The sequence below is a fragment of the Geoalkalibacter ferrihydriticus DSM 17813 genome (assembly GCF_000820505.1).
Classification (GTDB): Bacteria; Desulfobacterota; Desulfuromonadia; order Desulfuromonadales; family Geoalkalibacteraceae; genus Geoalkalibacter; species Geoalkalibacter ferrihydriticus.
In genome coordinates this window covers 362,013-376,997 of sequence record NZ_JWJD01000003.1, presented here as the reverse complement: position 1 = coordinate 376,997, position 14,985 = coordinate 362,013, and the positions used below count along the sequence as shown (strand labels likewise).

At 58.1% G+C, this 14,985-nt stretch carries 14 protein-coding genes; 1 reads left to right on the top strand and 13 read right to left on the bottom strand.

The window, feature by feature from the left end:
• Window positions 1-77: 77 nt before the first annotated feature.
• Genes aroA through pheA form a run of 3 tightly spaced genes read right to left on the bottom strand, consistent with a single transcriptional unit; the run spans window position 78 to window position 3,364 of the window.
• Window positions 78-1,370: a 3-phosphoshikimate 1-carboxyvinyltransferase gene (gene aroA, locus GFER_RS10705; protein ID WP_040099330.1), complete on the bottom strand. Its 1,293-nt coding sequence runs from the start codon at window positions 1,368-1,370 to the stop codon at window positions 78-80.
• 36 nt (window positions 1,371-1,406) lie between these two features.
• Window positions 1,407-2,279, bottom strand: coding sequence for a prephenate dehydrogenase (locus tag GFER_RS10700; RefSeq protein WP_040099595.1), 873 nt, complete (start codon window positions 2,277-2,279; stop codon window positions 1,407-1,409).
• 8 nt (window positions 2,280-2,287) lie between these two features.
• The gene (gene pheA, locus GFER_RS10695; protein ID WP_040099327.1) at window positions 2,288-3,364 is read right to left on the bottom strand and encodes a prephenate dehydratase; all 1,077 of its coding nucleotides are present in this window, start codon (window positions 3,362-3,364) and stop codon (window positions 2,288-2,290) included.
• Window positions 3,365-3,593: 229 nt separating this feature from the next.
• Here pheA and GFER_RS10690 point away from each other — a divergent pair, with 229 nt between their 5' ends.
• Entirely contained in the window at window positions 3,594-4,784 is a 1,191-nt protein-coding gene (locus tag GFER_RS10690; protein WP_040099324.1) for a pyridoxal phosphate-dependent aminotransferase, read from the top strand.
• 116 nt (window positions 4,785-4,900) lie between these two features.
• On the opposite strand, the gene recJ is transcribed toward GFER_RS10690, so the two are convergent.
• The 10 genes from recJ to rpsI form a co-directional block, all read right to left on the bottom strand.
• Window positions 4,901-6,622 carry a single-stranded-DNA-specific exonuclease RecJ gene (recJ, locus tag GFER_RS10685; protein WP_040099323.1) on the bottom strand — a complete coding sequence of 574 codons (1,722 nt, stop codon included), beginning with the start codon at window positions 6,620-6,622 and terminating at the stop codon, window positions 4,901-4,903.
• Window positions 6,610-7,470, bottom strand: a complete 861-nt coding sequence (locus GFER_RS10680) for a right-handed parallel beta-helix repeat-containing protein (RefSeq protein WP_040099321.1) — start codon at window positions 7,468-7,470, stop codon at window positions 6,610-6,612. Before GFER_RS10680 ends, recJ begins: the two co-directional genes overlap by 13 nt.
• Window positions 7,471-7,575: 105 nt before the next feature.
• Window positions 7,576-8,133 (bottom strand): tetratricopeptide repeat protein, encoded by a 558-nt coding sequence (locus tag GFER_RS10675; protein WP_040099319.1) that lies wholly within the window; start codon window positions 8,131-8,133, stop codon window positions 7,576-7,578.
• Window positions 8,130-9,071, bottom strand: a complete 942-nt coding sequence (secF, locus tag GFER_RS10670) for a protein translocase subunit SecF (RefSeq protein WP_052446292.1) — start codon at window positions 9,069-9,071, stop codon at window positions 8,130-8,132. Before secF ends, GFER_RS10675 begins: the two co-directional genes overlap by 4 nt.
• A 17-nt stretch (window positions 9,072-9,088) precedes the next feature.
• Window positions 9,089-10,693 carry a protein translocase subunit SecD gene (gene secD, locus GFER_RS10665; RefSeq protein ID WP_040099317.1) on the bottom strand — a complete coding sequence of 535 codons (1,605 nt, stop codon included), beginning with the start codon at window positions 10,691-10,693 and terminating at the stop codon, window positions 9,089-9,091.
• Window positions 10,694-10,777: 84 nt separating this feature from the next.
• Window positions 10,778-11,083, bottom strand: a complete 306-nt coding sequence (yajC, locus tag GFER_RS10660; protein WP_040099315.1) for a preprotein translocase subunit YajC — start codon at window positions 11,081-11,083, stop codon at window positions 10,778-10,780.
• Window positions 11,084-11,137: 54 nt separating this feature from the next.
• A complete protein-coding gene (gene tgt / locus GFER_RS10655) occupies window positions 11,138-12,274 on the bottom strand; it encodes a tRNA guanosine(34) transglycosylase Tgt (protein ID WP_040099313.1) in 1,137 nt (378 codons plus the stop codon).
• 20 nt (window positions 12,275-12,294) lie between these two features.
• On the bottom strand, window positions 12,295-13,332 hold the full coding sequence (gene queA / locus GFER_RS10650; RefSeq protein WP_040099310.1) for a tRNA preQ1(34) S-adenosylmethionine ribosyltransferase-isomerase QueA: 1,038 nt from the start codon (window positions 13,330-13,332) through the stop codon (window positions 12,295-12,297).
• Window positions 13,333-13,482: 150 nt separating this feature from the next.
• The gene (argC, locus tag GFER_RS10645) at window positions 13,483-14,520 is read right to left on the bottom strand and encodes an N-acetyl-gamma-glutamyl-phosphate reductase (RefSeq protein WP_040099308.1); all 1,038 of its coding nucleotides are present in this window, start codon (window positions 14,518-14,520) and stop codon (window positions 13,483-13,485) included.
• 69 nt (window positions 14,521-14,589) lie between these two features.
• Window positions 14,590-14,982 carry a 30S ribosomal protein S9 gene (gene rpsI, locus GFER_RS10640; RefSeq protein WP_040099306.1) on the bottom strand — a complete coding sequence of 131 codons (393 nt, stop codon included), beginning with the start codon at window positions 14,980-14,982 and terminating at the stop codon, window positions 14,590-14,592.
• Between the last annotated feature and the right edge of the window lie 3 nt (window positions 14,983-14,985).

The following is a 14,985-nucleotide window of genomic DNA, read 5'->3' as shown; positions in this document are numbered from 1 at the left end:
TCCCTGATCTTGGACACCCGCTCGGTCAGTTGTCTGCTTTTAGCACCTTACAAACAACCAGGGCCCAATGAGAAACTCTACTTTCTCACCTGCTCAAGAAGTTGCCAGAAGTTGGGAAAAGAAGTGGCTGTGCAGCCGATATCCTCGATGGTCACCGGTGCCCTGGCTCGCAGAGCAGCCACAGCCATGCTCATGGCAATGCGATGATCGCCATGTGAACCCACGCGACCACCTTGTAAATCAGCGACGCCCTCGATGCGCATACCGTCCTCCAGACCTTCAACGCGAGCGCCGAGGACGCAGAGTTCCTTGACCATGGCGGCGATGCGGTCGGTTTCCTTGACACGCAACTCCTGGGCATCACGGATGAGTGTGGTGCCTTCAGCCAGCGCCGCCGCCACGCTGATTACCGGAAACTCGTCAATCGCCCGCGTCACCAGGTCGCCACCGATCACGATGCCGCGCAGGGAACTTCCGCGCACCAGGATATCGGCCACCGGTTCGCCCGAAAGGTTGCGTTCGTCAAGCAAGCGCAGATCGCCGCCCATCTGTTGCAGGATATCGATCACCCCGCTGCGGGTCGGATTGATGCCGACATTTCGCACCAGCAACTCCGAACCCGGCACAATCAGGGCCGCCACCAGAAAAAACGCCGCCGACGAGATATCCCCCGGAACCTGAACTTCGCGTCCCTCCAGGCGTGGCTGTGGAGAGAGCGTCACACCACCGTCACGAGTGCGCAAATCGGCGCCGAAGAAAGCGAGCATGCGTTCACTATGGTCGCGAGAGAGATGCGGCTCATACACCGAGGTTTCCCCTTGAGCATAGAGACCCGCCAACAACAGGGCCGACTTGACCTGGGCGCTGGCAATCGCCGAGCGATATTCAATGCCCTGCAGGGCAGAGCCGTTGATCGCCAGAGGAGCCCGCTCCCCACCGTCGCGGCCCCAGATGCGGGCGCCCATGAGAGAGAGAGGCTCGACCACACGCTTCATGGGTCGCCGCCGCAGATACTGGTCACCCGTCAGTACCGTAAAAAACCGCTGGGCGGCCAACAGCCCCGTCATCAGGCGCATGGTCGTGCCCGAATTGCCACAGTCCAGCACATCACCCGGTTCGCGCAGCCCATGCAGGCCGCGGCCCTGAATCTCAAGCATGCCGCCGGCGTGACGGATGATGTCCACGCCCATGGCCTGGAACGCCTTGAGGGTGGAGAGGTTGTCCTCGCCCTCGAGAAAACCATGGACCCGGGTCGTGCCTTCGGCCAAGGATCCGAGCATGATGGAGCGATGAGAGATGGATTTGTCGCCGGGCACGGTAATTTCGCCGCGCAGTCCGCCCGAGGCGGTCAGAGTCAAAGACTGGGTCATGGCTTGCTTCTCACTGGCGGCCGGAAAACTGCCGCCTCACAGGATGTTGTCGCGCAGTTCCTTGGAACGCTGAAAAAACTCATAGAGTCGCTCACCCTTGCCGCTGCGCACATCTTCCTTGAGTTCCGCGAAAAAGCACTCAAAGCGCTCCATCATCTCGATGAGGGCCTCAGGATTGGTCAAGGCGATGTCGCGCCACATGCTGGGATCGGAAGAGGCGATGCGGGTGAAGTCACGAAATCCACCAGCGGAGTATTCAAGAATGTTTTCTTCGTAGCGATCGTAGGATCCCACCGCATTGACCAAGGAGTAGGCGACCATGTGCGGAAGGTGGCTGATGGCGGCAAGAATGCGATCATGCTTTTCAGCCTCCATGACCACCACTTCACTGCCGCTCGTCTGCCACATGCGCTGCACCAGCTCCAGTGCCTCGCCAGAGGTGCGCGCCGTTGGCGTGAGAATGCAGCGCCGGTTGCGATACAGGCTGGCAAAGGCCGCCTCGGCACCGCTCTGTTCGGTCCCCGCAATGGGATGACCGGGCACGAAAGAAACCTCGGGTCGCAATAGCGGCTCAATCTCGGCAATGACACTGGCCTTGACGCTGCCGCCATCGGTGACGACCGCGCCGTCCTTCAGAGACGGGATGATCGCCGCTGCCACCTCGCCCAGCTTACAAACCGGGGTGGCAAGAAACACCACGTCGGCCTCGCGGGTGCCCGCCACCACATCCTGGGTGATTTCATCGACGATGCCCAACTCCAGGGCTTTTTCGAGATTGGCCAAACCGCGGCCGATGCCGATGACCTCGCCCACCGCTCCGGCTTGGCGCAACGCCAACGCCAGAGACCCTCCGATCAGGCCGACGCCGACAATTGCCAGGCGGGGAATGAAAAAATCAGTATTCGTCACAATCAACCTCAGGGGCGCGCTTTGGGATAGGAACCGAGGACCTTCAGAAACTGGCAGTAGTTGTGCAGTTCGGCAATCGCCTCGGCAACCGCCGGATCGTCAAGGTGTCCTTCCAGGTCAAGAAAGAAGATATATTCCCAAGCCTTTGACTTGAGAGGCCGACTTTCGATTTTACTCAGATTGATCTGGCGTTTGCTGAACGGCTCGAGCATGCGGTAAAGAATGCCCGGCTCGTCCTTGACGCTGAACATGATGGAGGTTTTGTCCTTGCCGCTACGTTCGGGGGTGTTACGCCCGATTACCAGAAAGCGCGTAAAATTATTTGGATTATCGGCAATTTTGGCCTTCACGACTTTAAGGCCATAAAAAGATGCCGCCATCTCACTGGCAATAGCCGCGGCACTCTCGTCCTCGGTCGCCATCTGCGCAGCTAACGCCGTACTGGCCACATCGACCAACGGCACCTCTGGAAGATTTTCCTCCAGCCAGCGGCGGCACTGGGCCAGGGCCTGAGGATGTGAGACAACCTTGCGCACATCTTCGGGACGCCCACTACGCGAAAGCAAATCGTGGGAAATCTCCAAGAGAATCTCGGAACTGACCTTGAGATCCGACCCCATAAACATGTCCAGAGTATGGGAGACGATGCCTTCATTGGAGTTCTCGACAGGCACCACGCCGTAATGGGCACGCCCGCGCTGTACCTCCTCGAAAACCGCGGAAATGCTTTTGAGCGGCACCAGGCGCGCGGAGAGTCCGAACTGCTGCATGGCGGCGACATGGGTAAAGGTCGCCTGAGGCCCGAGAAAAGCAACCTTCATGGGCTCTTCCAGCGATAGGCAGGCGGAGATGATCTCGCGATAAACGCTACGAATCGCCTCCGAGGGAAACGGCCCCGGGTTGCCGTCGCTCAGACGTCGATAGATCGCCTGTTCGCGGCTGGGAACATAAAATTCCTTCTGCTCACCGGCCTTGGCGTGACCGACCTCGATGACCACCCGCGCCCGCTCATTGAGAAGGTCCAGAATCCGGTCATCGATTTCATCGATTTTCTGCCGCAGCGGGCCGAGCTTATCCTCTGCCATGTCACACCTCTCCATCAGTTGGAAAGCAGGCAATTTAGCTTAATCCAAGGCAAAATGCAACTTCGGGCCGGAAGAATTTCTCAGTGCCGGACCAGTTCCACATCGCTCCAAGGCCCTAAATTCACCACCGCAGTTCTTGACCCCGTTGCGCACATAAAGCTAAACTGCGCCGATTGTGAGCTGCGGTGTATTCTGCGTAGCCCTCACCTACCTCAAGGAGTTGATTGACATGGCCATAGCCGACAAGGTCCAGGGATTTATCGAGCGCGCCTCGTGGATCCGCAAAATGTTCGAGGAAGGCGCGACCCTGCGCGAAAAATACGGCGCGGAGAATGTGTTTGATTTCACCCTGGGCAATCCCGCCGTGGAGCCGCCCGAGGCATTTCGCGTGCAGTTGCTGGAATTGGCGCAACGACCTCTGAGCGGCATGCACCGTTACATGAATAACGCCGGGCATGAACAGACTCGCGCCGCCGTGGCCGATATTCTCACCGAGAAAAGCGGTTTGCCGGTGGCCGCCCGCCATGTGATCATGACTTGCGGCGCGGGCGGCGCCCTCAACGTGATTCTCAAGACCATTCTCAACCCGGGGGAAGAGGTCATTATCCTCACCCCCTATTTCGTTGAGTACAAGTTCTATATCGACAATCACGGCGGCGTGCCGGTGGAGGTGTGGACCGACCGGGAGACTTTTCAGCCCGACATTGAGGCAATTTCCGCGGCGATCGGCCCAAAAACCCGAGCCCTTATTCTCAATTCGCCCAACAACCCCACCGGCGTCGTCTATCCGCGCGAAACCCTGGCCGCACTGGGGCGGATGCTGGAGCAGAAGGAAAAGGAACTGGGCCGCCAGATCTACGTGATTTCCGATGAGCCCTACGCACGTTTAAGTTACGACGGCAAGGAAGTACCATCCATCTTTGCCTGCATCCGCAACGCGGTCATCGCCACCTCCCATTCCAAGGACTTGGCCCTGCCGGGTGAACGCATCGGCTATCTCGCCGCCAACCCGCAGATGCGTGAGGTCGAGCAATTCATGGAAGGGGCGATATTCTGCAACCGCGTATTGGGGTTCGTCAATGCGCCGGCTCTCATGCAGTTGCTGGTGGCCGGCTTGCAGCGCGCCAGCGTGGATGTGGCCGAATACCAGAAAAAGCGCGACCTGCTCTACAACCACCTGAGCGCCCTCGGCTTTCAGATGGTCAAACCCGACGGCGGTTTTTACCTGTTCCCCAAATCGCCCCTGGCCGACGATGTTGAATTCGTCAAGCAGGCGCAGAAACACAACCTGCTGCTGGTGCCGGGGTCGGGTTTCGGCGCTCCGGGATTTTTCCGTATTGCCTACTGCGTCGACCTGGCCATGATTGAAGCTAGTCTGCCGGCCTGGGATAAATTGGCCGCCGAGACCCTTTCTGCTTGAAAAACCAAGGGCCGGTCTTGCAGGACCGGCCCTTCTTATTTTCATCAAGTAATTTTGCAACTGTTCAGCACGCACCGCAGGGTGCGGCGGCACTGTGGGTCGTTGCAGCTGAATAGTTACAAAATCTTTCGCAAATCCCGCACGCGCAACTGCACGGATTCACGCCCTCGCCAGTTGTTGATCTGGGGCGTGCAAAGAGCATCGACCCGCCCGGTAATCCCCTCCCAGCGTGACGCCACCCCGAAGGCAATGCACGGCAACCTGAGCGATCCTTGGCGCAACTGAAATTGTAGATGATCGCGGCCAACGCAGCGCGGTTGATGAAACTCCGCGTTCCGAACACAAAAAAGGGGCTCGGCGTTGCCGGGACCAAAGGGCGCCAGGGACGCAAGTTCCGCGACATCCTGTTGAGCAAACGCCGTCAGATCGACCTCGCCGTCGTGCAGCAACTGTGGGATAAGATCCTCCTCGCCAAGACGATCCTGGGCCAGGTTTTCGAATTGCGCGGCAAAGCTCTCCACTTGATCCTCTGCCAGAGTCAAGCCGGCGGCATACTCGTGCCCGCCGTACCCTTGCAGACGCGCACTGCACTCGACGAGGGCACGGTGCAAGTGGAACCCACGAATCGAACGGCCCGAACCCTTGCCGCGACCCTGATCAAGGGCAATGAGCACGGCTGGGCGGTGAAAGCGTTCCACCATTCGGCTGGCGACAATGCCGATGACCCCGGGATGCCATCGCTCATCAGCCAGCACGATGGAACGCCGCTGCGGTTGATCAAGGGCTGTAAGGCGCTCCAGCGCCTGGGCAAAGGTTTCGGTTTCGATTCCCTGGCGCTCTCGGTTGCACTCATCCAATTGTCGCGCGATGCCTTGCGCCTCCTGTACGTCGGCAGTGAGCAACAATCTAACGGCCAAGGCAGCATCATCCAAGCGCCCGGCGGCATTGAGCCGCGGCGCCAGCTGAAACCCCACAGCGCCGCAGTTCATTTCGCGCACGGCGGCCACTTGGCGCAACGCAGCCAGACCCGGCCGCCGATCCTGGGCCATCAGCTCCAGACCGGCCCGGGTCAGGATACGATTGACCCCGGTGAGGGGCACGATATCGGCAATAGAGCCCAGCGCCACCAAGTCGAGCACCTGCCGCAGATCCGGCTCGGGACGCAGGCTAAACCAGCCTTGGGCGCGCAACTGCCTGCGCACCGCCAGAGCCAGAAAAAATGCTACGCCAACTCCGGCGAGCTGCTTGTCGGGAAATGCATCACCCGGCAAATGCGGATTGACCAGAGCAAACGCACGGGGCAGAGCATTCGGGGGTTGATGGTGATCGGTGATGATCAGATCCAGCCCCAATTCGCGCGCTAAATCGGCTTCTTCATGGGCGCTGATGCCGCAGTCGACGGACACCACCAAATTCTTGCCTTGAGCATGGGCCGCGCGCAGGGCATCGGCAGAGAGACCGTAACCATCACGCAGACGCAGGGGAATGTGAAAATCAACCTGCGCACCCATGGCGCCCAGGCTTTCAACAAGCAGGGCAGCGCCACTGATGCCGTCCACATCGTAGTCGCCGTGCACCGTCACCTTTTGCTGCTCACGCACCGCGTGCGCCAGACGCTCTGCGGCAAGATCCATGTTGCTCAACAGCGAGGGATCGGGCAGCGCCGCAAGACGCGCTTCGAGAAACCCTTGCGCCTGTGCGGGGTCAGTCAATCCGCGGCCGGCAAGCACACGTGCGCAGAGGGAGGAGAGATTGAGTTCAGCGGCAAGGTTCGCAACCTGCAGCGGTGTGCAATCGGAGCGGCGCGGCAACCAGCGCCGCAGGCTCACCGGATCCATGAGGGCCCCGCCTCGGCAAAAGGCTGGGTGGCCGCCGGCAAATAGATGAGCTGACCAAGATAAGCAAGTCGCCGGCCATCGAAGAGGCTTGCCTCGATCTGCGCCGGATCCGTGCTACCCCAGTAGTTGTCGGCCATCTGCACATCTTCGGGGACCTCTTCGCCAAACACCACGGAATACTCGCGACTGCGCAGGATATTGTTGTTCCGGATCAAATAATCGCGAGGATGGGAAGTGATGAAAAAACTTTTGCCATTGTCCACCAGGTGGTTGTTATTAATGATTGGCGCACCGTAGTGAAACCGAATCCCGGCCGCGTTGTCACGGATCAAATTATGCTCGATGCGGATGTCGCTGGTATTGAAGCGCAGGGCAACCAGATTATTTTCGAACAGGCTGTGCTCAACCCGCACCAGGGAATCGAAGCTATGGATAGCACTGTCGGCCTGGGTGAAGATGCAATGAGAAAAAATTGCCTCCGGGCTCTGCCGCAAATTAACCGCCCCCCAGCTCCCACGACCGGCATCGGCCTGTGCGGAGCGAAACACGATAGGCTCATCGGCAGTTCCCCGTGCCAGGATGCGCCCCCGAATGATCAGTTCACTGCCGGGGAAAAAGGGATGAACCTGAAGAAGATCTTCACCCTCAAGGGGAGGTAGAAACAGCACTTGTGTGCCTGGTGCGATATGCAGAGTCGCCCCCTCCTCGAGGGTGACGTCGCCACGCACGTACACGGTGTTCTCCCAGAGGATCTCACCAAAAAGAACGCCCGTCACCGGGCGCTGCGACATGGCGCATCCGGACAGAGCCAACAGCAGCAGTGCGCAGATGAAACATCTGGATTTCATGATATCTGCTTCCCCTTTGTGGTCATGCACCCACATAGACGAAAGGCCGGGAAAAATCCCGGCCTTTCGCAATAGCTGACAAACGGCGGCACCCTCCCCGAGCGACTATTGGCGAAGAGCTTCTATGGCACGCAATTCGCCGCGGAGTTGCTCGGTGCCCTGCGAGGTGGGATGCAGCTCAACATAGCGCGACCAGGCCTGATAGGCCTTGTCCAGATCCTGCAAATCGTAGCGGTATACGACACCCATGTTGTAGAGACTCTGCGGGTGGAAAGGATTCATGTCGTTGGCCTTGCGAAAGTTCTCGATGGCCCGATCGTACCAGCCGACGCGGCGAAACATAACCCCTTGATTGGTGATGACGTCCGGATCGTTCGGATCAAGCTCCAAAGCCTTATTGTAGGCTTCGATGGCTTTCATGGGCTGGTTGCTGTCGAAGTAATTGTGCCCGAGTTGAACCCAGGCACTGCGATTGCCGGGTTCCTTGCGCACAATTTCTTCAAGCATCTGGATGTTCTGCGACAAGTTGACATTGGGCGCCGAGGATGGAGGCGCGGCGGTGCGGGCAGGCGTCGAATCCCTGCCGTCCTTGGTGAGAATGACACCGAGCAGAACACCGATGATCAGGGCTGCGCCCGCCAGAATCCAAGTCTCTTTCTTCATGATGCAACCTCCTGCGCAACGTCTTCAGCCTGCGACTCTTTCCTCGGCCGCCAGTTTTCCCAGAAAATCAGGATCGGGCTGGCGACAAAAATGGACGAATAGGTCCCGACGATAACCCCGATGAGCAGGGCAAAGGCGAAGTTGTGAATCACCCCGCCGCCAAAAATAAACAGGGCCAGAACCACCATCAGGGTCGTACCCGATGTCAAAATGGTGCGCGACAGGGTCTGGTTGATACTTTTGTTGATTACCGCGGGCAGACCCTCGCGGCCATGCTTGGCCATGTTCTCTCGTATGCGGTCATAGACGATGATGGTGTCGTTGAGCGAATAACCGATAATGGCCAGAAAGGCCGCGACGATGGGAAGGTCAATCTCGCGCCCGAACAACGAGAAAAGACCCAGGGTAATGAGCACATCGTGCATCAGCGCAATGATGGCACCCAGCGCAAAGCGAAACTCGAAACGCCAGGTGACGTAGATCAAAATTCCGACCATGGCGTAGAGAATGGCAAGCATCCCCTTGGTGCGCAATTCCTGACCGACCTGAGGGCCGACCATTTCGGCACGGCGCAATTCAACCATATCCGCGCCGTAAGACTGCTCAAGAACCAGGTCAACCTGCTGGGCCAAACCCTCGATTTCAGTCGTCGTGACTTGGGTACGGATCAGAAACTCGTTGGCTTCGTCCCCGAACTGCTGGACGCCGATGGGGCCGAGATCTACACCGGCAAGAGCCTCTCTGATCTCGGGAGGGGTGGTGTCGGTTTGAAATTTGACCTGAACGAGCATGCCACCCGCAAAGTCAATGCCGTAATTGGGACCGCCCTTGGCGATGAGCGAAACGATCCCGACCAGGATCATCACCAGGGAAAACGCAACGGCGAGCTTGCGCTTACCGATAAAATCGATGTTGGTGTCGGACTTGATCAACCGCATGAATCGCTCCTTATTCCTCAGCCGATGCTTAACCGCTTGGCTCGGCCGCTGGTCAGAAAGTAATCAAAAACCGTCCGCGTTACGAAAATAGCGGTAAACAGAGAGGCAATGATACCCACTGACAGAGTAACGGCAAAGCCTTTGACCGGGCCGGTACCGAACTGAAAAAGAACCAGGGCGGCGACCAGGGTGGTGATATTGGCGTCGATGATAGTTGAAAATGCCTTGGCGTAGCCGGCCTCAAGAGCGGCACGCGCCGTCTTGCCGATCCGCAATTCTTCACGGATACGTTCAAAAATCAGCACGTTGGCATCCACGGCCATCCCGACCGTCAGCACGATTCCGGCGATTCCGGGCAACGTCAAAGAGGCCTTGAACAAGGTCAGCATCGCCATGATAAAGACCAGATTGAGCACCAGGGCAAGAATGGCCACCAGCCCGGACAACCCGTAGTAAACGGCAATAGCCACCACGACGAGGGCGCCACCGACAGTAATCGAAACGATGCCCTGTTGTATGGAATCGCGCCCCAAGGATGGTCCCACGGTGCGGTTTTCCATGATCTGCACCGGCGCGGGCAAAGAACCGGCGCGCAGTACGATGGCGAGATCGGTAGCCTCGCGCTCGGTGAAGGCCCCGGAAATCTGCGCGCTTCCTCCTGAGATCCGTTCTCGGATGACGGGCGCAGAATAGACGGTATCATCCAATACGATGGCCATGCGCCGGCCAACATTGGCCGCGGTGATCTGATCGAAGCGCCGCGCCCCTAGGGCATTGAAATCGATGGCGACATAGGGCTCATTGAAACGCGGATCGATACGCACCTGCGCATCGGCAAGCAGATCCCCGGTCATAAGAGTCGCGGTGTGTACCGCAACAGGAGTTTCCGTCACCGCGCCGGTGCGCGGATCGACGCGCCGCTCGTAAAGAATCTCGGTTCCAGACGGCAATCGCCCTTCGGCAATGTCGGTGGGGGTCACATCCTCGGCCACCATTTTAAACTCCAGCCGAGCGGTCTTGCCGAGCAACGCAATGGCGCGATGGGGGTCATCCACGCCGGGCAACTGAATGAGAATGCGGTGATCCGCCTGACGCTGAAGGACCGGTTCCGTCACGCCGAACTGATCGACACGATTGCGCAAAGTTTCCAATGCCTGCCGATGGGCATAATCCCTGATCTGTTCGATTTCACGTTCAGTGAAGCGGAAATGTTTGGCAATATAGCCGCCGTCCAGGGGTTGGGTCTGTTCCTCAAGATTGGGGAAGCTATCGCGCATGATTCTTTCAACCTGCCGCGCCGATTCTTCGTCATAAACGGTGATGCTGATTCCACCGGCGGCCAGATCGCGCGAGACACTGCGATAGATCAGATCGCGTTCGCGCAGCAGAGATTCCGCCTGATCCACCAGGCTGTCCAACCGGCTCTCAACGGCCTTGTCGACCTCGACACCGAGGATCAGGTGCATCCCGCCTTGCAGATCGAGCCCCAGATGAATGGGGTCAAAAGTCCTGGTCCACCACTCCGGCAACTTATCGCCGAAAAGAGTGGGCCCCAGGGCGAAGAAGGACAGAATCACCAGCAGCAGGATGACCGCACCCCGCATCTTGAGGCTTTTGGACATATCGTTCAACTCTCCTTGCGTTGTTTAATCCCCCGGCGTCTCCAAAGGGTGAAAGCCGCCGGGGCCAAATTGCGGACGCCGCGATTATTCCGCTTTTTTGTTGGCAATCGATGCGCGATTAACCTTGACCTTCACGCCGGTGGCGATTTCCAGGGTCACCACGGAATCTTCCAAAGTCGCGATGCGGCCGTGAAGTCCTCCGGCTGTCACTACTCGGTCGCCGACCTGCAGCGCGTCAAGCAACTCCCGGTGCTGCTTGGCCCGCTTCTGTTGAGGCCGGATCAGCAAAAAGTAGAAAATGGCGAACATGAGCACCAGCATGATGATGCCCGAATAGGGGTTACCCTGTTGTGCGCCGTTCCCAGCCATGGCAAAAGCTTCAGAAACCATTTTGTTATTCCTCCTCTATGGGCAGTTGGTGGAGAAAAGACGCTTAGTCGCGGCCTAGCTCTCCGAAAGTAAATTCTGTTCTTGGCGGATTCGGTAAAATTCCCGCCGGAACCGGGAAAAAGAACCCTCCTCTATCGCTTGTCGGGCTTGTGTCATCAGGTCCAGATAATAGTGCAGATTGTGGTGGGTGTTAAGAACCGACGCCAGAATTTCACCACTCTGATAAAGATGCCGCAGGTAGGCACGACTGTAATTGCGACATACATAGCAGCTACAGACGGAGTCGACGGGTTGCTGATCGTCCATGTAGCGAGCCTGTTTGATGCTGATTTTGCCGAATGAGGTGAACAATACGCCGTTGCGTGCGTTGCGGGTCGGCATGACACAATCGAACATATCTACCCCGCGACGGATGCCCTCAATGAGATTTTCCGGAGTTCCGACACCCATGACATAGCGGGGTCGATCCTGAGGCAGCAGGGGGAGAGTGAAATCCATGGCCTCGTACATGACTTCGGCCTCTTCCCCCACGGAAAGCCCACCGACGGCATAACCATCAAAACCGATTTCCTGCAATTGATCGCTGCTCTGGCGGCGCAGATCGGAATGCATTCCGCCCTGTACAATTCCGAACAACGCCTGCTGACCCTTTTCCCCTAAAGCGTTTTTGCAGCGCAGGGCCCAGCGGGTCGAGCGTAGCGTCGACTGCAAAACATATTCACGCGTAGCCGGATAAGGAATGCACTCATCGAAGGCCATTATAATGTCGGCCCCCAGAGCCTGCTGCACGCCAATCGAGAGTTCGGGAGACAGGAGGTGGGCACTGCCGTCGAGGTGCGACTGGAACACAACCCCTTCTTCCGTAATGCGCCGCAACTCGCCGAGGCTGAAAACCTGAAAGCCGCCACTATCTGTAAGAATCGGCCGATCCCAGTTCATGAAGCGATGCAGGCCACCGAGTCGCTGCACCCTTTCATGCCCGGGGCGCAAAAAAAGGTGATAGGTGTTGGCCAGAATAATCTGCGCGCCAATATCCTTAAGCGCCTCGGGCAACATCCCTTTGACCGTCCCCTGTGTACCCACCGGCATGAAGATCGGCGTTTCGATAACACCGCGGGGTGTTTGAATGCGCCCACGGCGAGCTGCGGATTCAGGATCGGCAGTTAAAAGAGAGAACTGGAAATGATTCAAGGTTCTGTTGCAACCGCCTGTCAAAGAATAAGCATGCAGTCGCCGTAGCTGAAAAACCGGAACTGCTCTTCCACGGCCCGTCGATAGGCCTCCAAGGTCAGTTCCCGGCCGGCAAAGGCGCAAACCAGCATGAGCAGAGTAGAGCGCGGCAGATGAAAATTGGTGATTAATCCATCGACCACGCGAAAACGAAATCCCGGATAGATAAAAAGATCGGAAACACCCTCTCCCGGCAGCAAGCGACCGGCATCGTCCAGAGCGAATTCCAGCACACGAGTGGCAGTCGTGCCGAGAGCGAAGACTCGACGACCTTGCTGCTTGGCGCGATTAACCGCTTCGGCGGTCGCCACGGGTACGCGGTAATGCTCGGCATGCATGCGGTGGTCACGAATGTCGTCGACCCTGACGGGAAGAAAAGTTCCCGGTCCCACATGCAGGGTCAGCGGACAGATATCCACGCCCACCTCGCGAAGTTGTCGCAAAATGGGCTCGGTGAAATGCAATCCCGCCGTGGGCGCGGCAACCGCCCCGGGTTCCTGGGCGAAAACCGTCTGATAGCGTTCCCGATCCAGGTTGTGATCCGGACGGCTGATATAGGGCGGCAGGGGCATACGCCCCACTTTTTCCAGGACTTGAAGAAATTCGCCCTGCACCTTAAACCGCACCCGACGTTGACCGGGTTCCTGCTCGTCAGCGCCGAGAACCTCGCCTTCAAGCCCTCCCTCAAACAGCACCCGAGTGCCCGGGCGAGCTGGCTTGGAAGACCTGGTCAGGCAAAGCCAGGTTTCGTCCTCTCCCACAAGCCGGCGCACCAGAAAAACCTCGATGCGCCCCCCGGACACCTTGCGCCCCAATAGCCGAGCGGGAATCACGCGGGTGTCGTTGATAACCAGTAAATCGCCGGGGCGAAACGCACCGACCACGTCGGGGAAATATCCCGGGTGCAACGAGCCCGCGGCGCGATCAAGGGTCATCAAACGCGACCCATCGCGTTGTTGCGCGGGGTGTTGAGCGATCAGATGTTCGGGAAGCTCGAAATTAAAGTCGTTCAGATGCATGAAACCGCCTGTCGACGGGCCCAAGAGAACTGCCCGAAGACTGAAAATACAGCTTCGTAGGAAACCATAAATGGTTGTCTAAGTCAACTTGAATCGGGCCCAACAAAGCCGCCCAGAGGGTCCGCGCCGGGCAGGAAAACGCTCGCACAATCAGGGAAACAGCGGCAATTGCTCCAAACCCTGTCGTTCATTGATGCCGAGCATCAGATTCATGTTCTGGACGGCTTGCCCGGCGGCTCCCTTGACCAGATTATCGATGGCCGCAATGACGATGACCCGCCCGGTGCGGGGGTCAAGTGTCAGGTTGATGTCGCAGAAATTGCTGCCGCGCACAAAAGCGACATTGGGCCAAACACCTTCGGGAAGAACCCGCACGAAAGGTTCGTCGCCGTATTGCTGCTGGTAAATATCGCGCAGATCCCCAATCGAAAGCGCCGCGGCGAATTGTGCGTAGCAGGTTGAAAGAATTCCGCGATTGATCGGCAACAAATGGGGCGTGAAGGTCAGGCGTACCGGAGTGCCGGCCACGTCACTGAGGGTCTGTTCGATTTCCGGCGTGTGTCGGTGCCCGGCAACGCCGTAAGCCTTAAAACCTTCATTGACCTCACAGAAAAGACTGCCGAGCTTGGCCGAACGCCCAGCGCCACTGGCTCCGGATTTTGCATCAACCACCAGGGTCGAGACATCGACCAAGCCCTGCTGGAGCAAGGGTTTAAGGGCGAGCGCCACGCTGGTGGGATAACAGCCCGGGTTGGCCACCAGGCGGGCTGTGGCGATTTTCTCCCGGTAGAGTTCGGGAAGACCATAAACGGCTTCACTCAGCAACTCCGGGCTGGTATGCGCCTGATACCATTGCTCATAAACCGAGACATCGCGCAGCCGATAGTCGGCGGAGAGATCGATGACCCGCTTACCCGCCCGAAGAAACGCGGGGACCACGGCCATGGCGGTCTGGTGGGGCAAGGCGGTGAAAACGACATCGGACTTGGCGCAGACCAGATCAACGTCGACATCGTCGCAAACGTGCGCAATTCGTCCAAACAGGGATGGAAAGACCGCAGCCAACTCTTCGCCGACGCTCTGCCTTGAGGTTACACAGGTAATTTCCACCGACGGGTGAGCATGAAGCAATCTCACCAACTCCACACCCGTATAACCACTGGCACCGACAATCGCCACATTGACCATGAAGGACTCCTTGAAAGCAAAAAGGGAACCCGTGGGGGTTCCCTTTGAATGCCGCAAAAAACGCAATACTTAACGTTTGGAGAACTGGAAGCTGCGCCGCGCCCCACGCAAACCGTACTTTTTGCGTTCCTTGATGCGACTGTCGCGAGTTATGAACCCGGCTTTTTTCAGGGTTCCACGCAGTTCCGCATCGACCGCGAGAAGCGCCTTGGTGATGCCGTGCTTGATGGCACCGGCCTGACCCGAAGGCCCACCGCCGAATACGTTGACGAAAATATCGAACTGCCCAACCTTCTGGGTCAGTTCCAGAGGCTGCATCACCACCATCTTGGAGGTTTCACGACCAAAGTACTCGTCCAGCGTACGATTGTTGACCATGATCCTGCCCTGACCGGGCATCATGCGTACCCGGGCCACGGAGGTTTTTCTTTTGCCTGTGGCATTAAAGGTTTCCTGAGCCATTCA